The following is a 26,764-nucleotide window of genomic DNA, read 5'->3' on the forward strand; positions in this document are numbered from 1 at the left end:
CTAACGCATCCGGGGGGCTGACCCCGGATTTAAGCCCTGCGTTTAAATTGCCAGCAGTTCACGCGCATGCTTGCGCGTGGTGGCCGTGATTTCCAGGCCGCCCAGCATGCGCGCCACTTCTTCCACCCTGGCCTTGGCGTCGAGCATGTCGATGCGCGAGGCCGTCTTGCCATTGTCCAGGGTGCTTTTCGCCACCTGGAAATGCTGATTCGCCTGGCTGGCCACCTGCGGCAAGTGGGTCACGCACAGCACCTGGCGTCCCTGCCCCAGGCGTTTCAATAGCCGCCCCACGACTTCGGCGACGGCGCCGCCGATGCCGCTGTCGACCTCGTCGAAGATCAGGGTCGGCGTGGTGGTGGCGTGCGAGGTGATGACGGAAATGGCCAGCGCGATGCGCGCCAGTTCGCCGCCGGACGCCACCTTGGCCAGGGAACGTGGCGCCGTGCCCGCATGGCCGGCGACGAGGAACTCGACTTGCTCGAGTCCGTGGGCGGCCGGTTCGCACGGGTGCAGGGCGATTTCAAAGCTGCCGCCCGTCATGCTCAGTTCCTGCATGGCGCGCGTGACGGCTTGCCCCAGTTCCAGGGCTGCGGCGCGGCGCGTGGCGGACAGGCGCTCGGCCACGGCGCGGTACTCGGCCTCGATCTTCGCTTCCTGGCTCAGCAAGCCTTCGATGTCGGAAGCGTCGGCCAGATGCTGCAGCTTTTCCGACAGCTTCGCGTGTTCCTCCGGTAATTCTTCGGGCGTGACGCGGAATTTGCGGGCCGTGCTATGCATGGCTTCCATGCGCGCGTCGAGCTGGTGCAGGCGCTCCGGGTCCAGTTCCACCCGGTCCAGGTAATTGTTCAGCGCGTACACAGATTCCTGCAGCTGGATGCGCGACGATTCGATCAGGTCGACAATCGGCTGCAATTCCGCATCGACGGACACGAGCTTGCCCAGCTTCTGGTTCAGGGCCGACAGTTGCGACACGATAGGATGGTCTTCCGACTCGGAAATGAGCGACAAGGCTTCCTGCGCCCCTTCCAGCAGGCTGGCCGCGTGCGACAGACGGCTGTGCTCGTTCGTGATCTCCGTCCACTCGCCGGGCTTGGCGGCCAGCTTTTCCAGTTCGCCCACTTGCCATTCCAGGCGTTCACGCTCGTACAGCACGTTGGCCGCATTCGTTTCGAATTCCTCGCGCTGGCGCACGAGGGCGCGCCAGCGCTTGTGCAGGGCCGCCACTTGCCGCGCATCCTGTTCCGCACCCGCTTCGCGCGCCGTCGCCTGGCCGTCGAGCAAGGCGCGCTGCGCTTCGCTTTTCAGCAAGGACTGATGCGCGTGCTGGCCGTGGATGTCGACCAGCATGTCACCGAGCTCGCGCAACTGCGCGGCCGTGGCGGGAATGCCGTTGATGTACGCTTTCGAGCGGCCCGCATTGTCGATCACGCGGCGCAGCAGGGCGCCGCCATCGTCGTTGGCGAATTCATGCGCTACCAGCCAGGCTTGCGCCACGTCGCTGACGGAGAAATCGGCCGTGATGTCGGCCTTGGCCGCGCCTTCGCGCACCACGCTGGCGTCGCCTCGCCCGCCCAGCGCCAGGGTCAGCGCATCGATGAGGATGGACTTGCCGGCGCCCGTCTCGCCCGTCAGCACGCTGAAGCCGGCGGAAAATTCCAGTTCAATGGTATCGACAATGACAAAATCGCGAATGGACAGTGTATGGAGCATGGCTTCTGTGGTTGGGCGGCGCACCGCGGGTTGAGGTGGAGAAAAAGTTAGCTGAGCTTGCCCTCGCCCGACGGGTACTCATTCCAGTGCAATTTTTCACGCAGGGTGTTGTAGTAGCTCCACCCTTCCGGATGCAGGAAGGTAATCGTGTGCGGCGAACGGCGGATGAGGATGCGGTCTTGCTGCACCAGGCTGGCAAAGGTCTGCATGTCGAAATTGACGCTGATATCGCGCCCGCGCACGATTTCCACGACGATCTGGCTCGAGTCGGGCAAGACGATGGGGCGGTTCGACAGCGCATGCGGGGCGATCGGCACGAGCACGATGCCGCCCAAGGTCGGGTGCAGCAGCGGGCCGCCGGCCGACAGCGAGTACGCGGTCGAGCCCGTGGGCGTGGATATGATCAAGCCATCCGAACGCTGGTTGTACATGAAGTGGCCATCGACCTCGACGCGCAATTCGGCCATGCCGGCGCCGGCGCCGCGCGAGACGACGACATCGTTGACGGCCATGCCCACGTGGATCGACTCACCATCGCGCAACACGCTGCCCTCAAGCAAGGTGCGGCGCTCAGCCTTGAAGCGGCCGCCAAGAATTTGCGCCAGCACGGGCAGCATGCGCTCGAGCGGGATGTCGGTCATGAAACCCAATCGTCCTTGATTGATGCCGATCAACGGTACGTCAAATGGCGCCAGCTGTCGCGCAATGCCCAGCATGGTGCCGTCGCCGCCCATGACGATGGCGCAATCGGCGGCGGCGCCGATCTCGGCCGGCGACATGGCGTGCACGCCGGGAAACGCCAGGTTCAGGTGCGCGGCCGTCTCCGCCTCGAAGACCACCGTGTGGCCCAGCACTTGCAGGAAATCGACGATGCTTTTTACGGGTTCGGCAATGCCATCCGTATTCTGGCGCACGACCAGGGCGATGGTCTTGGCGCCCAGGTTGAAGCGTTCGCCCGGGGCTGGCAAGGTCGCGGCTGGCTGTTCGGCGCGCTGTTCGGCGTGTGTATCGACGGGCATAAGAGTCTCGGTAGTGAATTCGGTGGCAAGCCGCCCCAGGCTGTCGCGTCGCACGCCGGCATCGCATGATACTGTATATATCCACAGTATAGTGCGGCTGCCGTGTGCCCGCAAGGGGCGTTCTTGGTGTTGCACGCAGTGTAGCGCAGAAAAAGAATCGTCCATGCGTGCGCCAGCGCTCCCTGCATGGACAAATCCGCTTGCAGATGGCCTGCCGCGGCAGGACACTGATTTCACGTTACTTTTACTGTCAGGAGGCCATATGGTTACCCAGCATAGCGAACGCAAGATCAATACCGACGAAAAGGTCAAGAATGACGGCGTCGACCGTCTGCCGCACGAGCGCGATGAATCGCCCGATGCGCAAAACGTGCGCCCGCGCAAGATCATGCAACAGGCGGCCAGCGACCTGGAACAGGGCCTGGTCGACACGGACCGCCGCGCCCAGCCCGGCGTGGAAAAGGTCAAGCCCACCGAGCCGAAACAGGCCCGTCCCGACCCGCAGCTGGAACCAAAGAAAGCGCGCTGAATCGAACTGTCAGGCACCGCTACTTTTCCGGAGTACGCCATGCACCGTTACGTCTGTTCATTCCTGCTGGCCGCTGCCTGCGGCACCACTACCGCCCATGCCCAGGCGCCTGCCATGCCCGTCGGCTTCGGCCCGCAGCCCGTGCTGCCCGCGCCGGACAAGCAGCTGATTCCCACCGTCAACGTGGCGCCCGTGCAGCGCTGGACGGCGGCGCAGCGCCCCGTGGTCGCGCCCGGCCTGGCCATCCATGCGTATGCGCGCGACCTCGACCATCCGCGCTGGCTGTACGTACTGCCAAATGGCGACGTTCTGGTGGCGGAAACGAACGCCCCGCCGAAGCCCGAGGATAACAAAGGCATCAAGGGCGCCATCATGCAAATGCAGATGAAAAAGGCGGGTGCCGCCACACCCAGCGCCAACCGCATCACCTTGCTGCGCGGCGTCGATGCAAACGGCATGGCGCAGACGCGCAGCGTGTTCCTGCAAGGATTGAATTCGCCATTTGGCATGGCACTGGTCGGTAACGAGTTGTATGTCGCCAATGCCGACGCCTTGATGCGTTTTCCCTACAAGGAAGGCCAGACGAGCATCACGGCGCCTGGCGTGAAGGTAGTGGATTTACCGGGCGGCCCCATCAATCACCACTGGACCAAGAACGTCATCGCCAGTGCCGACGGCAAATTTCTCTACGTTTCCGTCGGCTCGAACAGCAACGTGGGCGAGAACGGTCTGTCGGCCGAAGACGGCCGCGCCGCCATCTGGCAAGTCACGCGCGCGACGGGCAAGGCACGCGTGTATGCGACGGGTTTGCGCAACCCCGTCGGCCTGGCCTGGCAGCCGCACAGCGGGGCACTATGGACGGCCGTCAATGAACGCGACGAGCTGGGCAACGACCTGGTGCCCGACTACATGACGTCCGTCAAGGACGGCGCCTTCTATGGCTGGCCCTACAGTTATTTCGGCCAGCACGTCGATGCGCGGGTCAAGCCGCCACGTCCCGAATTGGTGGCCACCGCCATCGCGCCCGACTACGCGCTGGGCGCACACACGGCCTCGATGGGACTGGCATTTTATGACGGCACTTTGCTGCCCGAACGCTACCGGGGCGGCGCCTTCATCGGCCAGCACGGCTCATGGAACCGCAAACCTTTCAGCGGCTATAAAGTCATCTTCGTACCCTTCGCGAATGGCGTGCCCAGCGGGCCGCCGCAGGACGTCATCGCCGGTTTCCTCGACAGCAATGGCAAGGCGCAGGGGCGCCCCGTCGGCGTAGCCGTCGACAAGGCAGGCGCGTTGCTGGTGGCGGACGACGTGGGCAATGTCATCTGGCGCGTGACGCCGGCGCCGTGAACGGCGATGCCCGGCGCGCGCATGCGCCCCCTGTGTGGCGCAACGAACGGAAGGGCAAGGGTGGCACGCGCATGATGGGCGCTCGAACCACGCAAGGAGTACATCATGAAAAAAACAGGATCAGCCGTCTGGAGTGGCGGCCTTAAAGATGGCAAAGGGTTTATTTCCACCCAAAGCGGCGCGCTCGACAATGTTGCCTATGGTTTCAATACGCGCTTCGAAGACGGTCCCGGCAGCAATCCGGAAGAACTGATCGGCGCGGCCCATGCGGCTTGCTTTACCATGGCCCTGTCCGGGCAGCTGGACGAGGCGGGCCTGCGCGCCACGGCCCTGAAAACCACGGCCGACGTCAGCCTGGAAAAAATCGATGGCAGCTATGCCGTTACGGCCGTGCACCTGACATTGGTGGCGACCATTCCCGGCGCCACCGACGAAGCGTTCCAGGACGCCGCCCTGCGCGCCAAGCTCGGTTGCCCCGTATCGAAGTTGCTGGCCACGGAAATCACCTTGGACGCCCATCTGGAGTAAGCACGCCACCGTCCGCCGCCCCGGTAGCTGCGGGCGGCATGGACGGTCTCGGCAAGAAAGCCGTAAAACGCATAAAATCCTGCCATTCCCCTACACCCTCAAGGATTTACGATGCGTATTTTGCACACCATGTTACGGGTCGGCGACCTGCAGCGCTCCATCGATTTTTACACCAAGGTCCTGGGCATGACGCTGCTGCGCACCAGCGACAATCCGGAATACCAGTACACCCTGGCCTTCGTCGGCTATGGCTCGAATCCCGACCATGCGGAACTGGAACTGACGTATAACTATGGCACCACCAGCTACGAGCTGGGTACGGCGTATGGCCACATCGCCATCTCGGCCGACGACATCGTCGCCGCCTGCGAGGCGGCACGCGCGAATGGCGGCAACGTCACGCGCGAACCGGGGCCCGTGAAAGGCGGCAACACGGTCATCGCCTTCATCACCGACCCGGACGGCTACAAGATCGAATTGATCGAACGCAAGTTCGACGGCCAGGGCGGCGGCCTGTAATAGCTCAGCCTGGCTCGGCGGCCTGTGCAATGGCCGCGCGCAGCCAGGCGATGCCCGCATCGCCGTCCGTGCGGCGGTGCCGTATCGTTTCAAACGCAAACGGCGCGATGGCAAATGGCGCAGCGTACAGCGCCAGCCCCTGCGCCGCACTTCCCTGCAAGGCACGCTGCGCCACCGTCAGGATCAAGTCCGTCCCCCTCACAACATCCGGTGCGACCGTCCAGTACGGCACACGCACGGCGATGCGGCGCGTCTGGCCCAACTGGGCCAGGGCCGCATCGACTTCGGCCGCCATGCCGTCCTCGCTGGACGCCACCAGCACATGCGGGCGCGCCAGATAGGTTTCCAGGCTCAGCATTTCACCGGGCGCCAGGCTGGCCGGGTCGAGCGCGCACACGAATGTTTCCTCGAACAGGGTTTCACGGCGCAACTGCTCGGGCAATTGCGGGAACACGCCCAGCGCCAGATCGATCTCGCCATCCTGCACGCCAGCGATCACAGCTGATCGGCTGGCATAGCTGATGGCCAGGTCGATGCCGGGCGCATCCACGCGCAAGCGGCGCAGCAAACGCGGCAAGATCAGCGCCGCGCCATAATCCGACATGGCCAGGCGAAACACGCGCTGCGCCGTGGCCGCCTCGAAGACGGCGCCGCCGAGCACGGAACGCACGCTTTGCAAGGCTTCGGCCAGCGGCCGCGCCAGCTCCAAAGCGCGCGCCGTCGGCTGGAAGCCACCTTTGCCGCGCAACAGCAGCGGATCGCCGAGCAGATGGCGCAAGCGGGCCAGCGCATGGCTGACGGCGGGCTGGCTCATGTGCAAGCGCTCGGCCGCGCGCGACAGGTGGCGCTCACTGAGCAGCGCTTCCAGGATCACCAGCAAGTTCAAATCGACGGCCCGCAGATTATTCATTTCATGCATAGTTGGCTGACAAATTACGAATTGGATTTAATGATGACAGCATAATACGATGACCCCATCAACTCAACGTGATGGAGTCACACATGCATGGATGGATTACCGTATTTGCCCCGCTGGCCATGCTGGCCGGCGCCGTCGTCCCGTTTCAGGCGGGCGCGAATGCCGCGCTGGGCCGCAACCTGGGCCACCCGCTGTGGGCCACGCTCGCCTCGCTGGCCGTCAGTGCCGTGCTCGCCTCGCTCGTGATGCTGGTCTGGCGGGTGCCGGCGCCCGATGTCAGTCTCGCCATGCGGGGACCGGGCTGGTCCTGGCTGGGCGGCGCGGCCGGCGTGTTTTACATTACGGCCGCGCTGATGCTGGCGCCGCGCATGGGTTCCGGCCCCTTCATGGCGGCCGTCATCGGCGGACAAATGCTGGCCGCGCTGGCCATCGACCGCTACGGTTTGCTGGGCTTTGCCGTCAAGCACATTTCTCCGCTGCACTGGGCCGGTGCGGGGCTGGTGGTGGCGGGGGTGATCCTCACGCAAATAGCCAACAGCCGCACTGTATAAAAACACGTCAAGACGAAAAAAAACCAGCGCCGCCGCCGGTGCTGGTTTTTCATCTGAATCTGCAGAAAAAAGATTACTTGTCGAGCAAGGCGTTGACGGGCATCAAATCCGTTTCCTTCAACGTGCCAGCCGCCGCCTTCAGGCGCAAGCCGTTCATGATGGTGTCGTAGCGGGCTTTCGACAGGTCTTTTTGTGTTGAGAACAGTTGTTTTTGCGCATTCAAGACGTCGATATTGATGCGCACGCCCACTTGATAGCCGAGCTGGTTCGATTCCAGTGCCGATTTGCTCGACACTTCCGCCGCTTCCAGCGCCTTGACTTGCGCCAGACCGCTGTTGACGCCGAGGAAAGCTTGGCGCGCGCCTTGCGATGCCGTGCGGCGTGCCGTTTCCAGGTCGTTGCGGGCCTTGTTTTCCAACGCGATCGATTCGCGCACCTTGCTGGTGACGGCAAAGCCGCTGAAGATCGGGATGCTCCACTGCACGCCGATGGCATTGTTGTTATTGCCGCTGCCGTTGCCGCCACCGGAGGTGTAGCTATGGCCCGTATTGGCGATCAGGTCCAGGGTCGGGTAATGGCCGGCGCGGTTGCGGCCGATGTCGCGCTTGGCCGATTCCACGTTGAACTGGGCCGTGACGACACCGTAGTTCTGTTCTTCCGCCGAGCTCACCCACGGCTCGATGGAGGCCGGTTCCGGCGCGCTGATGACCACGCCCGTGCGCATCGGCGCCAGCGACGTTGGCGCTTCGCCGATGATCGTTTGCAAGGCGCTGCGCTTGTTGGCCAGGTCATTGATGGCGGCAAATTCCTGCGCCACCACCAGATCGTACGCCGCTTGCGCTTCGTGCGTGTCGGTAATCGTTTGCGTGCCGACTTCGAAATTGCGCTTGGCCGATGCCAACTGCTCCGTCGTGGCCACTTTTTGCGCCTGCGTGGCGCCCAGGTTGTCCTGCGCGCTCAGCACGTCAAAATACGCCTGCGCTACGCGCGTGATCAGGTCTTGCTGGACTTGCGCAAATTGCGCTTCAGCAATCGCCTGCGCCAGCTTGCTTTGCTGATAGGTTTCCCAACGGTCCCAGCGGAACAGCGGTTGGGCCAGGGTCAGGTTGTAGCTGTTCGTGCGCACGTTCACGGACGGCGAGGTGATCTTGTTGCCGCCATTGTTCTGGGCGATCTGCTCCTGATTGCCACGTGTATTCGTGCCCGACGCCGACACTTGCGGCAGCAAGCCTGCCAGCCCCTGCGGAACCCGCTCCATCCCGGCCGACAGGGCCGCACGCGCGCTCGCATACTGCGCGTCATTGGCCAGCGCCTGCTGGTACACCTGGATGAGATCGGCCGCCTGCGCTTGCAGCGAGCATGTCATCGAGACAAAGGCGCTGGTCATCAGCACGGCGATAAGGGGTTTCCGCATTGCATTTCTCCGTTGGAGTCGTCAAAAGTTGATGGAATCAAAAATCTGCTACCGCTTGCCTTGCGCCCGCCGGATGAGCGGGGTACAGGCCTCCGCAGGCATGCAGGAAAACATGCCTGGGTGCATCTACTGCAAAATAACTTAGTATTTAGGCATCGCGCTGTCGACTTGCAGCGCCCAGGCATGCACGCCGCCCGTCAAATTACTGATCTTGCCAAAACCATTGCGCTCCAGGAAGGCCGCCACTTGCATGCTGCGCATGCCGTGATGGCAGATGCAAACGATCTCGGCGTCTTCATCGAGGTCATCGATGCGGGCAGGAATCGAGTTCATCTGCATCAGGGTGGCACCGTCGAGGTGGCACAGGTCGAACTCCCACTGTTCCCGCACGTCCAGCAGGAACGGACGCGGGCGGGAAGGGTCAGCCAGCCAGGCGGCCAGCTGCGGTGCACTCAAATGCTCCATCGAATCGGTCGCCTCAGAACTGGAAATGCGACGGTGCAACGGCTTGCAGCGGCGTGACATTGGTTTCAAACAGCTTGCGCGTGTCGTAGGCCTTGTCCGAGCTGCGCGTGATCAGATGCGCGGACATGATCGGCGCTTCGCCGATGATGGCCAGGATGCGGCCGCCCACTTTTACTTGTTGCAACAGCGCTTCCGGCAGGACCGACAGGGCGCCGGAGACGACGATCACGTCGTACGGCGCGCCCTTGCTCCAGCCCTGGGCGCCATCGCCCAGTTCCACGGTGACGTTCGTCACGCCGTTGGCGGCCAGGTTCTGCTCAGCCAGGGTTTTCAATTGGGGAACGATTTCCACGCTCGTCACATGACGCGCCTTGTGTGCCAGCAAGGCGGCCATATAGCCGCTGCCGGTGCCGATTTCCAGCACATTTTCATGTTTCTTGACGGCTACGTCTTGCAAAATGCGCGCTTCCAGCTTCGGCGTGAACATGCATTCGCCGCCGCCCAGTGGAATTTCGGTATCGACGAAGGCCAGGTTTTTATAGGCGGCCGGCACGAAATCTTCACGCTTGACCACGTTCAACAGCTCCAGCACGTCGATATCCAGTACGTCCCATGGACGGATTTGCTGTTCGATCATATTGAAGCGGGCTTGTTCGATATTCATCTTTGGACTCGGTAAGTGAAGTAATAATCCGCCATTTTATCGTTGAACTGGCTGAAAGCACATGTTAACCATAAAGGCGGGGAATGGAGGGAATTTGCGACGATCTGCAGATTTGGGGGGGCGAACCTTGGAAAAGGGGCAACTGAACGGTAGCAGAGGACACGGCGCGTCAACTTTTCCCGGGCGCCTCCACCTGCAGGCTGCGCAAGCTCATGTCGATAAACGCATCCATATAGGCGATCGGATCGATATTCTTGACCTCGCACGGCAGGAAGGAATGCGTCCACATCATGAGCATGGTGACGGGCGCGCTGAGGATAGTGCTGACCAAGACGGGATCGACCTGGCGGAATTCACCGCGCTGAATGCCCCGTTCGACCAGGGTGGCAATCAGCGCATTCCCACGCGTGACCACTTCTTCGTTGTAAAACTGCGCCAATTCCGGGAAATTGTTCGCTTCGGCCAGCATCAGCTTGGTCAAACCGGCCAGCTTGGTAGCGCCGAACTCTTCCCACCATTGCATCATCATGCTGCGCAACAACTCGGCGCTGCTGCTGTCCGAGGCGGCCATGCTGTCTTCCGCCTCGCCGATCGACTGCACGATATTGTCGCGCACCACGGCCTTGAACAGCTCTTGTTTATTCTCAAAGTACAGGTACAGGGTGCCTTTCGACACGCCAGCCCGCTTGGCCACATCCTCCAGACGCGTCGATGCGAAGCCCCGCTCGACAAACAGGTCGAGGGCGGCGGCGAGCAATTCCTGCGGGCGGGCATCCTTGCGCCGCTCCCAGCGGGGCTTGGTATCAATCGGGGCTTGCATGTGTCTTTCCAAGTAACTTACTTTTGAGTCATTAATAGTAGTCCTGTCTACCGTCAAGGTCAAGCGCGAGGCACCGCCCGGCACACCGAACACAAGCATTGTACGCTCCGTGCCGACGTCGGGCCTGCCGCGCCGGGTGAAGCAGAATGCGTTTCAGCCCCCATTTTGCGCAGTTCATCGCATTTCCACTCAATAAACGTGTCGGATTTGCTACCTTGCCATCGACAGCACGGCAGCCGCGGCGCGGCAGCCGGCTTTTTCCTGTCCCAAATTAAAACAATCATAAAGGAAACACCATGCGTACCTTGCTGGCCCTGTGCTGTGCCCTTGCCCTTGGCGGTTGCGCCATCGTCATCAACCCCAACGATGGCGAAGTGCGCCATGTAGACACGGGTGGCAATGCCATCCAGGGCAACGAGCAAGTGAGCCGCGACGTGCGCCAGGTCAGCAACATCAGCACGCTCGACATCGACAGCATGAAGCGCATCGATATCAAGATCGACGTGCGCGTCGGGCCGGCAACATCGCTCGTGATCGAAGCGGACAGCAATCTGCAGCCGCGCATCCATAGCGAAGTGAGCGGCAATACCCTGCGCATCTGGAGCGATACGAACATTCGTAGCAGCAATGGCATCCACGTCATCTACACGACGCCGCAATTGAAGAAGATCACCATTTCCGGCTCGGGCCGCCTGGTGGCCAGCGGTTTCAATGGCGACGATTTCAGCCTGGAACAACACGGTTCGATGAAGAGCGAACTGTCGGGCACCGTGGGACGCTTCGACGTGGCCAACAATGGTTCCGGCAGCATCAACGCAGCGGCCCTCGCCAGCGGCAACACGGACGCAGTGCAGAACGGTTCGGGCAGCATCCAGCTGGGCAGCGTGCGCGGCGAGCGCGTCAACGTGGCCGTCAACGGCTCGGGCAGCATCAGCGCCAGCGGCGCCGTGCAGCGCCTCGACGCCAACGTGAATGGTTCGGGCGATATCAATCTGGCCGCCCTGCGCAGCGACGTTGCCTATCTGGCGAGCAACGGTTCCGGCGACATCGATGTCACCGTCCAGAATGAAGTCAACGCCCGCGCCAGCGGTTCCGGCCGTATCACCGTGCATGGCGATCCGGCCCGCCGCACCCTGTCGGGCAAGCGCGTCAGCATCGTGCGCTGAACGCGGCATCGTGCGCTGAACGCGTCCTGGCAACGCATGGGAGCCGGCTTGCTATACTGTCGGCTCCTCACCTGTTCGCCTGAAATCCCATGTCATCCTCTGCCACCCTGGCATGCCGTCCTTCGTGCGGCGCCTGCTGCACCGCCCCGTCCATCACCAGCCCGATTCCCGGTATGCCGGATGGAAAACCGGCGGGCGTGCGCTGCGTGCAACTGGCTGACGACAATCGCTGCAAGATCTTCGGCCTGCCGGAACGTCCCGCGTTTTGCGGCGGCTTGCAGCCATCCGAGGATATGTGCGGCAGCAGCCGCGAACATGCCATTAGCTGGCTCGCCGAGCTGGAGCGGCTGACGGCGCCCTGAACGGCGCAGCGGCGGCTGGCAGATAACGGTTGACCATATCTGCACGTTTGCGTATATTTATGCGCATTCCTGCACGTTTACAAGTTCACCATGTCCGCCACCCTGCTCCTCAAACAACGCCACGCGCTAATCCAGCAACAATTGCACGCCGACGGCCGCGTGCTGGCGCTGGACTTGGCGCGCCAGCTCGACGTTTCCGAAGATACGATACGGCGCGACCTGCGCGAGATGGCGGCCGCCGGCCTGTGCCAGCGCGTGTATGGCGGCGCGCTGCCGCTGGCGCCCGACGGCGGCACCCTGACGCAGCGCAAGCAGGAGGCGCCCGAACGCAAGGCGCGCCTGGCGCAGGCCGCCGTGTCGCTCGTGCGTACCGGCCAGGTGCTGTTTCTCGACGCCGGCTCGACCAACTTGGCCATCGCCAGCGCCTTGCCAGAGTTGGCGCTCACTGTCATCACCAATGCCCCCGCGATCGCCATGGCACTGATGGAACGCCCGGAAATCGAGCTGATCATGGCTGGCGGCAGGGTCGACCGCCGCGCCGGCGCCAGCCTGGGTCCGCAAGCCTTGCGCACGGTCGAGCGCATGCATCCCGACCTGTGTTTCCTCGGTGCCTGCGGCGCCGATGCGGACGCGGGCGTGACGGCGTTCAACTATGACGAGGCCGAGTTCAAGCGCAGCATCGCCGGTGCCAGCAAGGCGGTAGTGGTGGCCGTCACCAGCGACAAGCTGGGCACGGCCGCACCGTTCGGCGTGCTGGCTACGGGCTTGCTGCAGCACCTGGTGCTGGAAGCCGATGCCGATGCGGCCCACCTGGCCGCCTTTGAACGGCTGGGCGTGCAAGTGTTGCGTGCCCGCGCCTGACTTTATCCACCCTATTCTTGAAAAGCTCTCCCATGCATCTCACAGGAACCCTGCAACAACGCGCCACGCGCCTGGTTTTCTTTGCCGCCGGCCTCGGCATGGCCGCCTGGGCCCCGCTGGTCCCCTACGCCAAGTCGCGCCTGGGACTCGATGAAGCCACGCTCGGCATCCTGCTGCTGTGCCTGGGCGCCGGCTCGCTGTGCGCGATGCCGTTTACGGGCATGCTCACGGCACGCTTCGGCTGTCGCAAGGTCATCGTCTGCGCCGGCCTGCTGCTGACCGCCGTGCTGCCCGGCCTGGCGCTGGCGGCCACGCCGCTGCAGCTGGGCCTGGTGCTGCTGGTGTTCGGCGCGGCCATGGGCACGTTTGACGTGGCCATCAATATCCAGGCCGTGATCATCGAAAAAGCCAACGGCGGCGCCATGATGTCGGGCTTTCATGCGCTATTCAGCGTGGGCGGCTTCGCCGGCGCGGCCTGTATGGCCCTGCTGCTGTGGCTGGGCCTGACGCCGGCCTGGTCCTGCGTCGTGGTGATGCTGCTGCTGTGCGGCGTGCTGGGTGCGGCGCAGGGCCATCTGCTGCCGACGGCGTCCGCAACCGGCGAAAAGACGCCGCTGTTCGTCATGCCGCATGGCGCCGTCATTTTCATCGGCTTGCTGTGCTTTATCGTCTTCCTGGCCGAAGGCGCGATCCTCGACTGGAGCGCCCTGTTCCTCACCACCACGCGCGGCGTGGAAGAAGCCAAGGGGGGCCTCGGCTACGCCGCCTTCGCCATCGCCATGACGGTGGGCCGCTTCACGGGCGACAAGGTGGTCAGCCGCTTTGGCGGCAAGCGGGTGCTTACTTTGGGCGGCTTGTGCGCGGCGGCAGGCTTCTTCCTGGCCGTGCTGGCGCCGCATGCCAGCCTGGCCATGCTTGGCTTCGTGCTGATCGGCCTGGGCGCGGCGAACATCGTGCCCATTCTGTTTACGGCGGCAGGCCAGCAACATGCGATGCCGGCCAGTCTGGCAGTGGCAGCCATCACGACCATCGGCTATGCGGGCATCCTGGCCGGGCCAGCCGTGATCGGCTTCGTGGCGCACGCCACCAGTCTGAATATCGCCTTCGCCATGCTGGGCGCCGCCCTGCTGCTGGTGGCGGCCAGCGCGCGCCTGGTGGCGTCGGCAAAACAGGCTCCCTGAGTCCTCCCCTTGCCTGGCTGGTAGCGGCAAAAAACCGCTGTCCGCCAGCGCCCAAATCGGCTAGCCGGGCCTGCGGCATGGTAAGCTTCGACCCCGCACACATTGCGGGCGCCGCACACTCACCCCATCCTGCCACTTATACCCGTACTTATACCCTTTTATACATCTATGGATCTCATTCTTGCGTTAAAAGCCATCATCATGGGGCTGGTCGAAGGTTTTACCGAATTCTTGCCGATTTCGTCCACGGGACATCTGATCCTGGCCGGCAGCCTGCTCGACTTTACACAGGATGTATCCAAAGAAGTCATGGGGGTCTTCGAGATCGCCATCCAGGCCGGCGCCATCCTGGCCGTGTGCTGGGAATACCGCCAGCGCATCGGCAGCGTGCTGACCACCTTTGGCAGCGAAGCGAAGTCGCGCAAGTTCGTGCTGAACGTGGCCATCGCCTTCCTGCCGCTGGCCGTCATCGGTCTGGCGATTGGCAAGATGATCAAGCATGCGCTGTTCAAGCCAGTACCCGTGGCCATGGCCTTCATCATCGGCGGCATCGTGATTTTGCTGGTGGAGCGCCGCGCGCGCACCAATCCCGTCACCGTGCGCGTCAACTCGGTCGATGAGATGACGCCGTTCGACGCCCTGAAAGTGGGCTGTGCCCAGGCGTTCGCGCTGATTCCCGGCACCAGCCGCTCCGGCTCGACCATCATCGGCGGTATGCTGCTGGGCCTGTCGCGCAAGACGGCCACGGAATTCTCGTTCTTCCTGGCCATCCCCACCTTGCTGGCGGCCACCTTCTACTCGCTGTACAAGGCGCGCGACATCCTGTCGGCCACCGACGTGCCCCTGTTCGGCCTGGGCACCGTGTCCGCCTTCATCTCCGCCTTCCTGTGCGTGCGCTGGCTGCTGCGCTATATCAGCTCGCACGACTTCACGTTTTTCGCCTGGTACCGCATCGTGTTCGGCTTGCTGGTGTTGGCCAGCGCCCACTACGGCTGGGTTGTTTGGGCAGAATAAGGCACTATGAATCAAGATCTTAACCAGCGCGCGCTGCACCTGCTGCAAACCGTTTTCGGCTACCCGGCCTTCCGCGGCCAGCAAGCCGACATCGTCGACCACGTCAGCCATGGCGGCGACGCGCTGGTACTGATGCCCACCGGCGGCGGCAAGTCGCTGTGCTATCAGATTCCCGCGCTGCTGCGCGATGGCGTCGGCGTCGTCGTCTCGCCGCTGATCGCGTTGATGCAGGACCAGGTGGACGCTTTGGCCGAAGTCGGCGTGCGCGCCGCTTTCCTCAATTCCACGCAAACCTACGAAGAAGCGAGCCGCATCGAGCGCCTGGTGCGCACGGGCGGCATCGACGTCGTCTACGTAGCGCCCGAGCGCCTGATGACGCAGCGCTGCCTGGACCTGTTCCAGGCCTCGAAGATCTCCCTGTTCGCCATCGACGAGGCGCACTGCGTGGCCCAGTGGGGTCACGACTTCCGTCCCGAATACATCAAGCTGTCGGTGCTGCACGAGCAGTTCCCGGACGTGCCGCGCATCGCGCTCACGGCCACCGCCGACCCGCAGACGCGCGCCGAAATCGCCTTGCGTTTGCAGCTGGAAGACGCGCGCCAGTTCGTCTCGTCCTTCGACCGCCCGAACATCCGCTACCAGATCGTGGAAAAGGCGAATGGCCGCAAGCAGCTGCTCGACTTCATCAACACGGAACACGCGGGCGACTGCGGCATCGTGTACTGTTTGTCGCGCAAAAAAGTCGAAGAGACGGCGGAATTTCTGAACCAGAGCGGCATCCGCGCCCTGCCCTATCACGCCGGCATGGAGTACGCCAAGCGCAGCGCCAACCAGGCGCGCTTCCTGCGCGAAGAAAACATCGTCATGGTCGCCACCATTGCCTTCGGCATGGGCATCGACAAGCCCGACGTGCGCTTCGTGGCCCACCTGGATCTACCGAAAAGCATCGAGGGCTATTACCAGGAAACAGGGCGCGCGGGCCGCGACGGCATGGCCGCCAACGCCTGGATGGCCTACGGCTTGCAGGACGTGGTGCTGCAGCGGCGCATGATCGACGAGTCCGAAGCGGACGACACCTTCAAGCGCGTGCTGGGCGTCAAACTCGACGCCATGCTGGGCCTGTGCGAAACGCTCAGCTGCCGCCGCATGCGATTGCTCGAATACTTCGGCGAACCGGCTTCGCCGTGCGGCAATTGCGATACCTGTTTGGTGCCGCCCGTGTCCTTTGACGGCACGGTGCCCGTGCAAAAACTGCTGTCGGCCATCTACCGCGTCGACCAACGCTTTGCCGGCGGCCACGTGATCGACGTGCTGCGCGGCGTGGAATCGGAACGCATCAAGACCTGGCACCACGATTCCTTGTCGGTGTTTGGCATCGGCTCGGACCTGGGCGAAGCGGAATGGAAATCGATTCTGCGCCAGGCCATCGCGCTGGGTCTCGTCTCGGTCGACCATGAACAATACAGCTCGCTGAAACTGACGGACGCTTCGCGCCCCGTGCTCAAGGGCGGCCAGAAAGTGCAGCTGCGCCAGTACCAGAAACCGGTGAAAACCAGCAAGCGCAGCACCAGCGTGGCGAAGGGCTATGTGGAGACGGATTTGTCCACCAGCGAACAGGCGATCTTCGACAAGCTGCGCTGGTGGCGCGTGGAGACGGCGCGCACGCACAACGTGCCCGCCTATGTGATTTTCGTCGATGCCACCTTGCGTGAAATCGCCAAAGCCAAGCCCACTTCGCTCGAGCAGATGCGCGGCGTAAGCGGCGTGGGCGAGAAAAAACTGGCCTCGTACGGCGACGAAATCGTCGCCATGATTCTGGAGATGATTTAATGGAAGCACTCTCGCCGGACCTGATCTATCAGGCCGTAAAAATTCTGGGCGCCCAGCCCGACGCCGACGATGCGGTGGAAGCGCAAGTACGCGCCCTGGTGCAGGACGAGCTCACCTTGCGCCGCCTGGCCGACGTGGTGCCGGAAGCCTTCGGCCTGGTGCTGGCGTCGCATCTTCCCGGCGCCGAAAACATGACCCTGCCCGATACTTTCTGCGCACAGGACGAAGACGGCGAATGGGTGGAGTTCCCCTTGCGCCGCGAGCCGATCTTTGTCGTCGCCGCGGATATCGCCCAGCACACTTTCCACAACGGCCCGCGCGCGCTGATACAAAATCTGGCCGACCGCAGCTCCCTGCTGGAGGCCATCAACAAGGCCCTGGACGCGGGCGGCTCGCTCGATGGCACGACCTTGGGCCCACCGTCTTTCTTCGGCCTGCCCGCCGCGCTGTACCAGCCGGCGGCATCGCCCGAGACGCCCTGACCACTTTACCTTGCCTTTGCCCTTGATAACGGAACGGTCCCGCGATGGAAACCAAATGGCTGGAAGACTTCATCTCGCTCGCTGAAACACATAACTTCAGCCGTTCCGCGGCCCTGCGCCACGTGACTCAGCCCGCCTTTTCGCGGCGCATCCAGTCGCTGGAAAACTGGCTCGGCATCGACCTGGTCGACCGCACTTCGTACCCCACGCGATTGACGCCGGCCGGCGCCGTGTTCTACGAACAGGCGCTGGAAATGCTGGGGCAAATCAACGGCGTGCGCGCGCTGTTGCGCGGCAAGCGCGCGGCCACGCAAACGAGCGTCGATTTCGCCGTGCCGCACACCCTGTCGCTGACCTTCATGCCGAAATGGCTGACGGCCTTGGAAGAAGGTTTTGCACCGATCAACAGCCGCCTGATGGCCCTGAACGTGCACGACGCCGTGCTGCAACTGGTCGACGGCGGCTGCGACCTGCTGCTGTGCTACCACCATCCGCGCCAGCCGGTGCAACTGGACCCGGGCCGCTACGACATGCTGGTGATGGGCCGCGAAACCCTGCGCGCGTATGCGCGCTGCGGCCAGGACAAGGTACCGGACTTCGTCCTGCCCGGCAGCGCCAAGGAGCCGCTGCCCTTCCTTTCCTACACCAGCAACGCCTACCTGGGACGCATGGTGGAACTGCTGCTGGCCGACGCCAAAGCGCCCCTGTTCCTGGAAACCTGCTATGAAACGGACATGGCCGAAGGCCTCAAAATGATGGCCCTGGAAGGCCGCGGCATCGCTTTCCTGCCCGAATCGGCCGTCATGCGCGACGTCAAATACAAGCACCTGGCGCGCGCCGACGGCGGCGCGCCAGGCTGGGAAATCGAGCTGGAAATCCGCTTGTACCGCGAACGCCCATCCAGCCTGCGTCCGGGCAAACAGATCGTCGAAAGCCTGTGGCAGTACCTGGTGCAGGCGCAGGATGGCAAGGCGCGCAGCGGGAAAAGACGCCGGCGCGCAGCTGGCACCACAATTCCCTCCTGATCTCCTAACTATGCAATAAATGCATAACCGGATGCGCACAAAGCATTGGCCGGGGCATGAGGCTATCGCCTACGATGCGGTTCCGCTGCGCGCAGCTGCATCTCGGCTGTGCCTCTAACGTATTCGTATTGTCAGGAGCTTATCAAGCATGACCAGCAAGCACGCACTTCCTTCCTACCTCAATCCTGAAGACCTGGGCCCATGGGGCGTCTACCTCGAGCAGATCGACCGCGTTACGCCGTACCTGGGCAACCTGTCGCGCTGGGTGGAAACGCTGAAGCGTCCAAAGCGCATCCTGACGGTCGACGTGCCTATCGAGCGCGATGACGGCACCATTGCCCACTACGAAGGCTACCGCGTGCAGCACAATCTGTCGCGCGGTCCGGGCAAAGGCGGCGTGCGCTTCCACCAGGATGTGACCCTGTCGGAAGTGATGGCCCTGTCGGCCTGGATGACGGTCAAGAATGCAGCGGTCAACGTGCCATACGGCGGCGCCAAGGGCGGTATCCGTGTCGATCCGAAGACCCTGTCGCGCAACGAACTGCAACGCCTGACCCGCCGCTACACGAGCGAGATCAGCATGATCATCGGACCGAACAAGGATATCCCGGCGCCGGACGTCAACACGAATGAACAAGTCATGGCGTGGATGATGGACAGCTACGCCATGATCGGCGGCAATATGTCGACCGGCGTGGTGACGGGTAAACCAATCTCGCTGGGCGGCAGCCTGGGCCGCCGCGATGCGACGGGCCGCGGCGTATTCGTCGTCGGTTGCGATGCGGCCGCCAAGGTCGGCATGTCGCTCGAAGGCGCAAAAGTCATCGTGCAAGGTTTCGGCAACGTGGGCGGCGTCGCCGCACGCATGTTCGCTGAAGCCGGCTCGAAAGTGGTCGCGGTACAAGACCACAAGACGACCGTCGTGCACTCCGGCGGCTTGAACATCCCGCAATTGCTGGCACACGTGGCCGAAGTGGGCAGCGTCGAAGGCTTCCCGGGCGCCGAGGCATTCGTGCCACGCGAAGATTTCTGGGGCATCGATTGCGACATCCTGATCCCGGCCGCGCTGGAACAGCAAATCACGGCTGAACGCGCACAAGTCATCCGCGCCAAGATCATCCTGGAAGGCGCCAACGGCCCGACCCTGCCGGCAGCGGACGACATCCTGACCGACCGCGGCGTGCTGATCGTGCCTGACGTGCTGGCCAACGCCGGCGGCGTGACCGTCAGCTACTTCGAGTGGGCGCAGAACTTCTCGAGCTTCTTCTGGACGGAAGAAGAAATCAACAGCCGCCTGACCCGCATCATGCGCGAAGCATTCGATTCGGTATGGCAAGTGTCGCAAGAGAAGAAAGTGTCGATGCGTACCGCCACCTTCATCCTGGCGTGCACCCGTGTTCTCCAGGCTCGCGAAGTGCGCGGTCTGTATCCATAATGGCTGCCTGAGAAAATGCCTGGGGCGTTGTTGCTTCGCCTCGTCGTACTAGCGTACTGTCTTCGGCTTTGCGCCTGGCCCCAGACATTTTTCAGGCGCCATTGGGTTGCTGGCGTTCTAAAAAAATCCCGCCACACTGATGTGTGAGCGGGATTTTTTATGGGCGCCAGCTTTGCTTCAAGCTGCGTAGCCTTGCGGATTCTGGTGCTGCCAGCGCCAGTGGTCGCGGCACATGTCGTCGATGTTTTTCTGTGCTTGCCAGCCCAGCAATTGCTTCGCCTTGTCGGCCGAGGCGTAGCAGCTGGCGATGTCGCCGGGGCGGCGTGGCACGATATCGTAGGGGACCTTGCGGCCGCTGGCGGCCTCGAAGGCGCGTACAGTCTCGAGCACGCTGTAGCCGTGGCCCGTGCCCAGGTTGACGGTAAAGCCGCCCTCGGCGGAGAACAAACGGTTCAATGCGGCCACATGGCCCAGCGCCAGGTCGACCACGTGGATGTAGTCGCGCACGCCCGTGCCGTCCGGCGTATCGTAGTCATTGCCGAACACAGCCAGGCGCTCGCGGCGGCCGACGGCCACCTGCGCGATGAAGGGCATCAGATTATTCGGAATACCGGCCGGATCTTCGCCGATCAAGCCGCTGGCATGCGCGCCGACCGGATTAAAGTAGCGCAGCACGCCGACTTGCCATTGAGCATCAGCATGCACGAGATCACCCAGGATCTGCTCGACCATCAGCTTGGAGCGGCCGTAGGGGTTGGTCACGGACAGGCGCGACGATTCCAGAATCGGCAGGGCTTCCGGATCGCCATATACGGTGGCTGACGAGCTGAACACAAAACGCTTCACGTTCGCCGCCGCCAGCACTTCCAGCAGCGCCACGGTGCCCGACACATTGTTATCCATATACATCAGTGGCTGCGCCACGGATTCGCCCACGGCTTTCAAGCCTGCGAAATGGATCACGGCATCGATGACGTGCTCGCGCAGGACGGCGGCCATGGCCGTGCGGTCGCGCACGTCCGCCTCGTAGAAGGGCACGCTTTTGCCGGCAATGCGCTCCACACGCGCCATCGCTTCGCGCGCGCTGTTGCACAGATTATCCACCGCGACTACCTCGAAACCGGCAGCCAGCAATTCGACGCAGGTATGCGAACCGATGAAACCGGATGCGCCGGTCACGAGTATTTTCTTGGACATAATATCAATCAATGCAAAAAAGATAAGACTACCGTAATTCACCCGCTTTGCCTAGCCTGCACACGAAAACGCGAACAATAAAAAAGCCCGCTGCGTCACCGCAGCAGGCTCATCCTCGCGCAATCAATACCGGCAAGCAAGCCGGGACCAGGCGCTTACTTCTTGATGAACACCAAGTCCCACACGCCATGCCCCAGCTTCAAGCCGCGGTTTTCAAACTTGGTCAGCGGACGATACGCCGGTTGCGGCGCATAGCCATCAGCGCTATTGTGCAACTGCGGCTCGGCGCCCAGCACTTCCAACATTTGCACTGCGTAATCTTCCCAGTCGGTAGCGCAATGCAGATAACCGCCCGGCGCCAGGCGATCGGTCAATTGCTTGACGAACGGCGACTGGATCAGGCGGCGCTTGTTGTGGCGCGCCTTGTGCCATGGATCGGGGAAGAAAACGTGGATGCCGGCCAGCGAATTGGCGGGAATCATGTGCGTGAGCACTTCCACGGCATCGTGCTGCAGCAGGCGCAGATTCGTCAGCGACTCTTCGCCGATCAGCTTCAACAGGCTGCCGACGCCGGGCGTGTGCACTTCCACGCCGATGAAATCCTTCTCCGGCATGGCCTTGGCGATATGCGCCGTCGTCGCGCCCATGCCAAAACCGATTTCCAGGATGACCGGCGCCTTGCGGCCAAACACCTGCTCGAAATCCATGGACTCCTTGGCGAAAGGCAACAGGAACTGCGGCCCCAAGGTCTCAAGCGCGCGCGCCTGCGCAACAGACAGCCGTCCCGCGCGGGTGACGAAACTGCGGATGCGGTGTTCGGTCGGATCGTACATCATCGGCCGCGCCGGGCCGTTTGCTGGGGTATCAGAAGACATGGAAGTGAAGAAATAAGTAGCCGCGCCACACAAAGCCAGGCGCCAGCGAAAATGGAGCGGGTGAAGGGAATCGAACCCTCGTCGTAAGCTTGGGAAGCTCGACAAGGAACTCAACAACCATGCGGGCTTGCGGCCCGTTTCTGCTCCGCAAAGGTGACATTATAGCAGCCGTACAAACAGCCATCCATGCGGTGCATTTTGCGTTTGTGGAGCGAGCTATTCAGGCAAACGGTACCGCCCCCACAGACTGCATCGCTGATTTGACCGCTAGAGGATACTCCAGACGCGCGCCCTCGGCGCGTGGAGAGGCTGCGCAGTGAAGGCAGCGGTGTAATGCGAATAACTAAGCTTTATGCGACTTTTAGATGTCAAGCGACAACCGTACCTACTAAACTACCTACATCCGAATATCGGTGCATAAATACTTTGCGAAGACTAGGGTATCGACATCCCTCCGCATAAATTCCTATCGCACAAGCCCTGCTCTTCACAACTATACACGGAGTTCAACTGGAATATTTATCATCGGTTTCACTGAATAGTCTGGCTTGCGATCCAGGAAACAAGCAACGTCGGGAGCTGGAAGGGTCTGTGCAAATGTTCCTAGCTTTGTCTTCTGTTCGATCGCATTGAGCAACACGGCATTCGCATGGGATAGGGCATTGATGTCATCGCAGGCATGATCGAGTGTCTCGTATCGCGCATAGTAATCGCCCGGCTGATTGGCCCAGTAGATGCCAAACGCTGTGGCAAATTCACACTTTGGATGCGCTATGACCTGTTTTAGAAGCCATATACCATTATGATAATTTTGATGCTGAGCGATGGCATGAAGTTGATATCCAGACAATGCCGAGAGATCGTTTCCCACTTCTTTTTTGAACGCTTGAATACCTATCTCTCTCTGCCAAGCATAGAAACGATAAAAATCTTCCTCTTCATCGCCTTCCATAGCGCTGTCAAAAACCGACTGATCCATATCATAGTAATAAGTGTCGCCGGCACATTTTCCTTTCAGGGCCAAGATTAAGATATCTTGCTCAGCATCAGAGCCGTTCGGCTGCTTAAGTCCCAGAGCTTTTGCCAGTTTTGTTAACATTTGCATTCCTTGGAGTAGGCGGTTTGATAAAAATTCAGGATGAGTGAATGCGACAAGTAAAAAAATGTCGTTCTTCATCCAGTCTGTACGATATTGCCATACACTCTTACTTGGCGCGACCAGCACCGCAGCAAGCCGGCAATATGAGAGAGTTAATGGATGATACACTCCGGCAGCGCTGCGTCACAGCATCGAATAGAAGTGCGCCGTGGGACCGCAATACAGCCCCGACAGCATTCAAAAAGTACCCTTCTCACGCCCACCACCAGCCGCACAAAAAACCGTTCAAAGTGCGTCAAAATGCGTCAAATCGCATACCGCCTCCTCGCCCCTCCGCGCCAGTCCTCATGCGCCTTCGGCCATGGTGCAAATTTGAGTCAAAAGACCCCTATATAGCGGGCAGGTGTGGAGGGGGGACAACTGCGCGCGCCGGGCCGAAATGGGGATTTTTATTGCCTCCATAGCAACATCAATCATCAGGACGTGAAAAAGCCGCCTCGTGGGCGGCTTGTGCGGTGACTGGGGCGCTCTGGCGCGGCTGGGTGGTCGCTGCCCCGCCCTGCCGGCTATCGCGGCGTAGCGGTCATCCTGCGCGGCCGGCGCGGGCCTTGGCCGCTTGCTCCTTCTCGTAATCGTCGCGGCAGTCCACGTTACAGAACAGCCGCGCGGGAGCCAGCGCCTCGTCGCAGTAGTGGCAGCAGCCGTAAGCCAACATGCCCGACCGGCGCCGCACGGCGGCCAGACCGCGCGCCACTTCTGCAAAGATGATCTTGTCGGTGTTGTCGATGTGATCGCTCATGCCGCGCCCTCCCCGCCCGTGGCCAGGTCATACGGGGCGAAGCGCACCACTTCCACGCCGGCCCACTCGTTGATGGCCATGAACTGCGCCTGCAGCGGCACCAGCTCGTTACGCGCGAAAACGCGCGCGGCCGGCTCGACGGCGCCGAAGCCGCCGGCATTGTTCGGCAAGATGCCCATGAGCTGCGGCGGCACGCGGTGCGCGGCCAACTGGTCGTCGCGCGTCACACTCTTGATGTTGAAAAATTCGTCCTTGGCGGCCACGTCCGACACTGGCAAAATCTGGATGCCGTCCTTCTTGCCGTTCGGCGCGTACATGAACAGATTCCGAAAATTGCCCGGTCCCTTGCTGTCGCGCATGGCCTGGCGCAGGTTGTCCACGTCCTGGGTGTTGGCGGCCGCGTCCGTCATGTAAAAGACGAAACCGGCGTGCGAACCGTTCTTGTAATACTTGCGGCGGAACAGGGTGGCCGCCTCGTTGAGCCAGGCCGACTGCAGCGCGCTCAGGTACTGCGGCACGCCGTACAGTTCCTGGTTCACGTCCGGTTCCATCAGGTGGAACACACGGCCCTTGTCGAACTGGTGCACGGCCTGGTAGCCGTTCACGAAATAATAGGTATCCAGGTCGACGCCGCGCCGCATGTACTTGGCCAGCGCATGCTGGTACGCCAGCGCCTTGCCGCTGCGGCTGGGGCGGTCTTCCAGGTAGGCATTGCCGAACGTCAGGAAGTCCAGGGCCATACGCTTGAAGGCATCGCGCGACAGGTACTTGCTTGGGATCAGCGTGGACGCCAGCACGTTGGCCTTGAAGTGAATCGCGCTGCTGTGATGCACGCCGGCATTGAACGACTTGGCCAGGCCCGCCAGGTTGACGGGCGGCTCGTACCAGTGGCCGTTCTTCCAGCATTCAAAGCAGTCGAGAATGTCGGCGTGCTCGAGCACGGGCGTCGGATCGCCGAAGGAAAACGCCTCGATACCGGCGGCGGCCGGCGCCGTGGCCATGGCCGCTGTTGATGGTGCGCCCTGGGCCTGCCGGCCGCGCGCGCGCAAGTGTCGTGCTTTGCTCAAGAATAAATCTCCATGAAAGATTGGTGGTTGTCGGTGGTGCCTTCGAATGGCTCGTGATCGAGGGCGTGCATGCAGGCCCACGCCAGATCGGCGTGGCCGGTTTCATCGCTGCGGCCGGCGACATAGGTCACGTGCCGCCCGCTGGGGGTCAGGGTCTTGTGGATGGCCATGAAGGACTGCGCAATGTCGGTCCAGCCGGCGTCAAATTCCAGCCGGCCCTTGCTGATGATGTTTTTGGCTTTCAAGACCATGCGGGTTTTGACTTCGGGCGAGTAGTTCAGCGGCGTGACCGCCGGGAAGAAGCCGCGCACGATCGGCAGCACGCCGATGCCCATGCCGGTCGTGTCGATGCCGATGTACTCGACGTTGTAGCGCTGCGTCATCTGGCGGATGGCGTCTGCGTGGTCTTCGAAGCTCTGCCCGCGCCACTGGTGGCGCTCCAGGATGCGGAACTTGCCGCCGGCCGTCATCGGTGGCGCCAGCACCACGCAGCCGGCGCTGTCGCCGTTCAAGGCCGGGTCGTAGCCGATCCACACGGGCCGGTTGCCGAACGGGCGCAGGCCCAGCAAGGGCTTGTAGTCGTCCCACTCCACCCAGGAATCGACCATGCAGCGCTGCAGCTCGGCCAGCGGAAAGACCGAGGCCGAGTCGTCGATAAAGTTGCACATCAGCAGGTTGTCGAACTGGTCCGGGCTGTATTCGAAGTTGCGCAGCTCGTCGATGTCGAACAGGTTGCAGCCGCCGCGCTCGGCGTCCAGGATGGTGACGATCTGGCGCCAGATCTTGTCCTCGCCCGTGAAACCCGACGAGAGGCGGCCATGGCTCACATCGATATTCACCTGGTCCGCCTTGGCGCGGCGCTTGTTGAACAGCTCGCCCGTCCAGAATGGATAGGCCTGGTGCGTGGTCGAGGATGGCGTCGAGAAATACGTTTTGCGCCATTTCTTGTGGATGGCCATGCCCGAGGCCACCTTGTTCAACTCCTGGAAATTCTGTGTCCAGAAAAATTCATCGAAGTAGAAATTGCCGTGGTAGCCCTGCGCCGTGCGCGCGTTGGTGCCCAGGAAATACAAGTGGGCGCCGTTCGGCAGCACGATGGGATCGCCCGTCAGCTCGATGCCCGCTGCCTCGCGGGCGAATTGCACGATGTATTGCTTGAAGACGTGCGCCTGGCTTTTTGAAGCGGACAGGAAGATTTGATTGCGGCCCGTCGCCATGGCGTCGGCCAGCGCCTCGCGGGCGAAGTACCAGGTGGCGCCGATCTGACGGGACTTGAGGATGGCGCGCGTGCGCTGGTCGCCGTTGCGATACCAGACCTTTTGATAGTCGAAGAGCGAGTCCTGGAAGGCGTCGAGCAGCTGGATTTTCTGCTCTTCGCTGAAGTCATTGCGCGTCGGCTTCTTCTTCGGGCCAGCATTGCGGTTCGCCAGCTTGGGATTGAGATCGACCTCATTGCCGCCCGGCTGCTCGTAGCGGCGCACGCGCGCCATCTGCACGATGGTGCGCGCCAGCAAGTCGATTTCCTTGTAGTCGCTGCCGCTCTTGACCTCTTTTTCGATCAGTTTCACCAGGCGCAGCTCGGCCGACGCTTCCACGTGCTCGATGGCCTGCGCCTTGTCCCACTCGTCGCGCTCTTTCCAGCTATTGATGGTGCTGCGCTTGATCCCCAGGTGGCGGGCGATGGACGAAATGCGCCAGCCCTTCCAGTACAGGGCGCGCGCGGCACGGCGCGGCTCGGACTCAGGCACGGCCAATTCGGCGATTTTCTCGTCGGGAGTTTGTTCGCTTATTTTCTCGATTGTCAGCATGCCGCCAGCGTAGGCCGCGCGCGCGCGGAGCGGGGAAAGGCAAAAGTCGCTATAGCCCATAGCAACCCGCAGCGC

Annotated in this window: 27 protein-coding genes; 14 read left to right on the forward strand and 13 right to left on the reverse strand. The window is 62.3% G+C overall.

Features of this window, described 5'->3' with window-relative positions; all coding sequences use genetic code 11:
* Positions 1-42: 42 nt before the first annotated feature.
* Together recN and MRBLMS1_RS21730 are read right to left on the reverse strand one after the other, a co-directional pair.
* Entirely contained in the window at positions 43-1,710 is a 1,668-nt protein-coding gene (gene recN / locus MRBLMS1_RS21725; protein ID WP_485881804.1) for a DNA repair protein RecN, read from the reverse strand.
* 47 nt (positions 1,711-1,757) lie between these two features.
* Positions 1,758-2,729 carry an NAD kinase gene (locus tag MRBLMS1_RS21730; RefSeq protein WP_223278865.1) on the reverse strand — a complete coding sequence of 324 codons (972 nt, stop codon included), beginning with the start codon at positions 2,727-2,729 and terminating at the stop codon, positions 1,758-1,760.
* Positions 2,730-2,991: 262 nt separating this feature from the next.
* Here MRBLMS1_RS21730 and MRBLMS1_RS21735 point away from each other — a divergent pair, with 262 nt between their 5' ends.
* From MRBLMS1_RS21735 to gloA, 4 genes are all read left to right on the forward strand, one after another.
* Positions 2,992-3,258: a hypothetical protein gene (locus MRBLMS1_RS21735; RefSeq protein WP_128141755.1), complete on the forward strand. Its 267-nt coding sequence runs from the start codon at positions 2,992-2,994 to the stop codon at positions 3,256-3,258.
* A 39-nt stretch (positions 3,259-3,297) separates the two neighbouring features.
* Positions 3,298-4,608, forward strand: a complete 1,311-nt coding sequence (locus MRBLMS1_RS21740; RefSeq protein WP_485881807.1) for a PQQ-dependent sugar dehydrogenase — start codon at positions 3,298-3,300, stop codon at positions 4,606-4,608.
* Positions 4,609-4,713: 105 nt separating this feature from the next.
* Positions 4,714-5,136: an OsmC family protein gene (locus MRBLMS1_RS21745; RefSeq protein WP_128141753.1), complete on the forward strand. Its 423-nt coding sequence runs from the start codon at positions 4,714-4,716 to the stop codon at positions 5,134-5,136.
* A 111-nt stretch (positions 5,137-5,247) separates the two neighbouring features.
* Complete coding sequence (gloA, locus tag MRBLMS1_RS21750; protein WP_485881809.1) at positions 5,248-5,655, forward strand: lactoylglutathione lyase; 408 nt, start codon at positions 5,248-5,250, stop codon at positions 5,653-5,655.
* 4 nt (positions 5,656-5,659) lie between these two features.
* Here gloA and MRBLMS1_RS21755 read toward each other — a convergent pair whose 3' ends face one another.
* Entirely contained in the window at positions 5,660-6,565 is a 906-nt protein-coding gene (locus MRBLMS1_RS21755; RefSeq protein ID WP_485881811.1) for a LysR substrate-binding domain-containing protein, read from the reverse strand.
* Positions 6,566-6,657: 92 nt separating this feature from the next.
* Between MRBLMS1_RS21755 and MRBLMS1_RS21760 the strand changes: the two genes are divergently transcribed.
* Positions 6,658-7,125: a DMT family transporter gene (locus MRBLMS1_RS21760; protein WP_485881813.1), complete on the forward strand. Its 468-nt coding sequence runs from the start codon at positions 6,658-6,660 to the stop codon at positions 7,123-7,125.
* Between the two features lie 73 nt (positions 7,126-7,198).
* On the opposite strand, the gene MRBLMS1_RS21765 is transcribed toward MRBLMS1_RS21760, so the two are convergent.
* The 4 genes from MRBLMS1_RS21765 to MRBLMS1_RS21780 form a co-directional block, all read right to left on the reverse strand.
* Positions 7,199-8,539 (reverse strand): TolC family outer membrane protein, encoded by a 1,341-nt coding sequence (locus MRBLMS1_RS21765; protein ID WP_485881815.1) that lies wholly within the window; start codon positions 8,537-8,539, stop codon positions 7,199-7,201.
* Between the two features lie 141 nt (positions 8,540-8,680).
* A complete protein-coding gene (locus MRBLMS1_RS21770) occupies positions 8,681-9,004 on the reverse strand; it encodes a rhodanese-like domain-containing protein (RefSeq protein ID WP_034788759.1) in 324 nt (107 codons plus the stop codon).
* A gap of 13 nt (positions 9,005-9,017) precedes the next feature.
* Positions 9,018-9,668 carry a protein-L-isoaspartate O-methyltransferase family protein gene (locus tag MRBLMS1_RS21775; RefSeq protein ID WP_139090593.1) on the reverse strand — a complete coding sequence of 217 codons (651 nt, stop codon included), beginning with the start codon at positions 9,666-9,668 and terminating at the stop codon, positions 9,018-9,020.
* 169 nt (positions 9,669-9,837) lie between these two features.
* Positions 9,838-10,488 (reverse strand): TetR/AcrR family transcriptional regulator, encoded by a 651-nt coding sequence (locus MRBLMS1_RS21780; RefSeq protein WP_485881818.1) that lies wholly within the window; start codon positions 10,486-10,488, stop codon positions 9,838-9,840.
* 296 nt (positions 10,489-10,784) lie between these two features.
* Between MRBLMS1_RS21780 and MRBLMS1_RS21785 the strand changes: the two genes are divergently transcribed.
* From MRBLMS1_RS21785 to MRBLMS1_RS21825, 9 genes are all read left to right on the forward strand, one after another.
* Entirely contained in the window at positions 10,785-11,654 is an 870-nt protein-coding gene (locus MRBLMS1_RS21785; protein ID WP_485881820.1) for a head GIN domain-containing protein, read from the forward strand.
* Positions 11,655-11,743: 89 nt separating this feature from the next.
* Complete coding sequence (locus MRBLMS1_RS21790) at positions 11,744-12,016, forward strand: YkgJ family cysteine cluster protein (RefSeq protein WP_485881822.1); 273 nt, start codon at positions 11,744-11,746, stop codon at positions 12,014-12,016.
* 90 nt (positions 12,017-12,106) lie between these two features.
* Positions 12,107-12,877, forward strand: coding sequence for a DeoR/GlpR family DNA-binding transcription regulator (locus MRBLMS1_RS21795; RefSeq protein ID WP_139090589.1), 771 nt, complete (start codon positions 12,107-12,109; stop codon positions 12,875-12,877).
* Positions 12,878-12,909: 32 nt separating this feature from the next.
* Complete coding sequence (locus MRBLMS1_RS21800; protein ID WP_485881824.1) at positions 12,910-14,058, forward strand: MFS transporter; 1,149 nt, start codon at positions 12,910-12,912, stop codon at positions 14,056-14,058.
* Positions 14,059-14,226: 168 nt separating this feature from the next.
* On the forward strand, positions 14,227-15,072 hold the full coding sequence (locus tag MRBLMS1_RS21805) for an undecaprenyl-diphosphate phosphatase (RefSeq protein ID WP_128141745.1): 846 nt from the start codon (positions 14,227-14,229) through the stop codon (positions 15,070-15,072).
* A gap of 6 nt (positions 15,073-15,078) precedes the next feature.
* Positions 15,079-16,902: a DNA helicase RecQ gene (gene recQ, locus MRBLMS1_RS21810; RefSeq protein ID WP_046684441.1), complete on the forward strand. Its 1,824-nt coding sequence runs from the start codon at positions 15,079-15,081 to the stop codon at positions 16,900-16,902.
* Positions 16,902-17,384, forward strand: a complete 483-nt coding sequence (locus MRBLMS1_RS21815) for a hypothetical protein (protein WP_485881827.1) — start codon at positions 16,902-16,904, stop codon at positions 17,382-17,384. The genes recQ and MRBLMS1_RS21815 overlap by 1 nt, the downstream gene beginning before the upstream one ends.
* A gap of 44 nt (positions 17,385-17,428) precedes the next feature.
* Positions 17,429-18,409: a LysR family transcriptional regulator gene (locus tag MRBLMS1_RS21820; RefSeq protein ID WP_128141743.1), complete on the forward strand. Its 981-nt coding sequence runs from the start codon at positions 17,429-17,431 to the stop codon at positions 18,407-18,409.
* Positions 18,410-18,557: 148 nt separating this feature from the next.
* A complete protein-coding gene (locus MRBLMS1_RS21825; protein WP_034745922.1) occupies positions 18,558-19,844 on the forward strand; it encodes a Glu/Leu/Phe/Val family dehydrogenase in 1,287 nt (428 codons plus the stop codon).
* Positions 19,845-20,021: 177 nt separating this feature from the next.
* Here the strand turns inward: MRBLMS1_RS21825 and galE are convergent, their stop codons facing one another.
* The 6 genes from galE to MRBLMS1_RS21855 form a co-directional block, all read right to left on the reverse strand.
* Entirely contained in the window at positions 20,022-21,041 is a 1,020-nt protein-coding gene (gene galE / locus MRBLMS1_RS21830) for a UDP-glucose 4-epimerase GalE (RefSeq protein ID WP_485881830.1), read from the reverse strand.
* Between the two features lie 155 nt (positions 21,042-21,196).
* Complete coding sequence (gene trmB, locus MRBLMS1_RS21835; protein ID WP_099376327.1) at positions 21,197-21,877, reverse strand: tRNA (guanosine(46)-N7)-methyltransferase TrmB; 681 nt, start codon at positions 21,875-21,877, stop codon at positions 21,197-21,199.
* Between the two features lie 532 nt (positions 21,878-22,409).
* Positions 22,410-23,093 carry a DUF4274 domain-containing protein gene (locus MRBLMS1_RS21840; RefSeq protein WP_485881832.1) on the reverse strand — a complete coding sequence of 228 codons (684 nt, stop codon included), beginning with the start codon at positions 23,091-23,093 and terminating at the stop codon, positions 22,410-22,412.
* A 505-nt stretch (positions 23,094-23,598) separates the two neighbouring features.
* On the reverse strand, positions 23,599-23,814 hold the full coding sequence (locus MRBLMS1_RS21845) for a hypothetical protein (RefSeq protein WP_485881834.1): 216 nt from the start codon (positions 23,812-23,814) through the stop codon (positions 23,599-23,601).
* Positions 23,811-24,815 carry a phage portal protein gene (locus MRBLMS1_RS21850; RefSeq protein ID WP_485881890.1) on the reverse strand — a complete coding sequence of 335 codons (1,005 nt, stop codon included), beginning with the start codon at positions 24,813-24,815 and terminating at the stop codon, positions 23,811-23,813. The genes MRBLMS1_RS21845 and MRBLMS1_RS21850 overlap by 4 nt, the downstream gene beginning before the upstream one ends.
* A 62-nt stretch (positions 24,816-24,877) precedes the next feature.
* A complete protein-coding gene (locus MRBLMS1_RS21855; RefSeq protein WP_485881836.1) occupies positions 24,878-26,689 on the reverse strand; it encodes a terminase ATPase subunit family protein in 1,812 nt (603 codons plus the stop codon).
* Positions 26,690-26,764 lie beyond the last annotated feature (75 nt).

The organism is Massilia sp. LMS1-1-1.1 (assembly GCF_040815535.1).
Lineage (GTDB): Bacteria > Pseudomonadota > Gammaproteobacteria > Burkholderiales > Burkholderiaceae_D > Janthinobacterium > Janthinobacterium aestuarii.

Coding starts and splice junctions, on each gene's coding strand:
- MRBLMS1_RS21730 (WP_223278865.1), bottom strand. CDS start 2,729: ATGCCCGTCGATACACACGCCGAACAGCGCGCCGAACAGCCAGCCGCG.
- gloA (WP_485881809.1), top strand. CDS start 5,248: ATGCGTATTTTGCACACCATGTTACGGGTCGGCGACCTGCAGCGCTCC.
- MRBLMS1_RS21785 (WP_485881820.1), top strand. CDS start 10,785: ATGCGTACCTTGCTGGCCCTGTGCTGTGCCCTTGCCCTTGGCGGTTGC.
- MRBLMS1_RS21855 (WP_485881836.1), bottom strand. CDS start 26,689: ATGCTGACAATCGAGAAAATAAGCGAACAAACTCCCGACGAGAAAATC.
- galE (WP_485881830.1), bottom strand. CDS start 21,041: ATGTCCAAGAAAATACTCGTGACCGGCGCATCCGGTTTCATCGGTTCG.
- MRBLMS1_RS21825 (WP_034745922.1), top strand. CDS start 18,558: ATGACCAGCAAGCACGCACTTCCTTCCTACCTCAATCCTGAAGACCTG.
- MRBLMS1_RS21735 (WP_128141755.1), top strand. CDS start 2,992: ATGGTTACCCAGCATAGCGAACGCAAGATCAATACCGACGAAAAGGTC.
- MRBLMS1_RS21780 (WP_485881818.1), bottom strand. CDS start 10,488: ATGCAAGCCCCGATTGATACCAAGCCCCGCTGGGAGCGGCGCAAGGAT.
- recN (WP_485881804.1), bottom strand. CDS start 1,710: ATGCTCCATACACTGTCCATTCGCGATTTTGTCATTGTCGATACCATT.
- recQ (WP_046684441.1), top strand. CDS start 15,079: ATGAATCAAGATCTTAACCAGCGCGCGCTGCACCTGCTGCAAACCGTT.
- MRBLMS1_RS21795 (WP_139090589.1), top strand. CDS start 12,107: ATGTCCGCCACCCTGCTCCTCAAACAACGCCACGCGCTAATCCAGCAA.
- MRBLMS1_RS21745 (WP_128141753.1), top strand. CDS start 4,714: ATGAAAAAAACAGGATCAGCCGTCTGGAGTGGCGGCCTTAAAGATGGC.
- MRBLMS1_RS21740 (WP_485881807.1), top strand. CDS start 3,298: ATGCACCGTTACGTCTGTTCATTCCTGCTGGCCGCTGCCTGCGGCACC.
- MRBLMS1_RS21790 (WP_485881822.1), top strand. CDS start 11,744: ATGTCATCCTCTGCCACCCTGGCATGCCGTCCTTCGTGCGGCGCCTGC.
- MRBLMS1_RS21845 (WP_485881834.1), bottom strand. CDS start 23,814: ATGAGCGATCACATCGACAACACCGACAAGATCATCTTTGCAGAAGTG.
- MRBLMS1_RS21815 (WP_485881827.1), top strand. CDS start 16,902: ATGGAAGCACTCTCGCCGGACCTGATCTATCAGGCCGTAAAAATTCTG.
- MRBLMS1_RS21850 (WP_485881890.1), bottom strand. CDS start 24,815: ATGGCCACGGCGCCGGCCGCCGCCGGTATCGAGGCGTTTTCCTTCGGC.
- MRBLMS1_RS21820 (WP_128141743.1), top strand. CDS start 17,429: ATGGAAACCAAATGGCTGGAAGACTTCATCTCGCTCGCTGAAACACAT.
- MRBLMS1_RS21755 (WP_485881811.1), bottom strand. CDS start 6,565: ATGAATAATCTGCGGGCCGTCGATTTGAACTTGCTGGTGATCCTGGAA.
- MRBLMS1_RS21775 (WP_139090593.1), bottom strand. CDS start 9,668: ATGAATATCGAACAAGCCCGCTTCAATATGATCGAACAGCAAATCCGT.
- MRBLMS1_RS21765 (WP_485881815.1), bottom strand. CDS start 8,539: ATGCGGAAACCCCTTATCGCCGTGCTGATGACCAGCGCCTTTGTCTCG.
- MRBLMS1_RS21805 (WP_128141745.1), top strand. CDS start 14,227: ATGGATCTCATTCTTGCGTTAAAAGCCATCATCATGGGGCTGGTCGAA.
- trmB (WP_099376327.1), bottom strand. CDS start 21,877: ATGATGTACGATCCGACCGAACACCGCATCCGCAGTTTCGTCACCCGC.
- MRBLMS1_RS21840 (WP_485881832.1), bottom strand. CDS start 23,093: ATGAAGAACGACATTTTTTTACTTGTCGCATTCACTCATCCTGAATTT.
- MRBLMS1_RS21800 (WP_485881824.1), top strand. CDS start 12,910: ATGCATCTCACAGGAACCCTGCAACAACGCGCCACGCGCCTGGTTTTC.
- MRBLMS1_RS21760 (WP_485881813.1), top strand. CDS start 6,658: ATGCATGGATGGATTACCGTATTTGCCCCGCTGGCCATGCTGGCCGGC.
- MRBLMS1_RS21770 (WP_034788759.1), bottom strand. CDS start 9,004: ATGGAGCATTTGAGTGCACCGCAGCTGGCCGCCTGGCTGGCTGACCCT.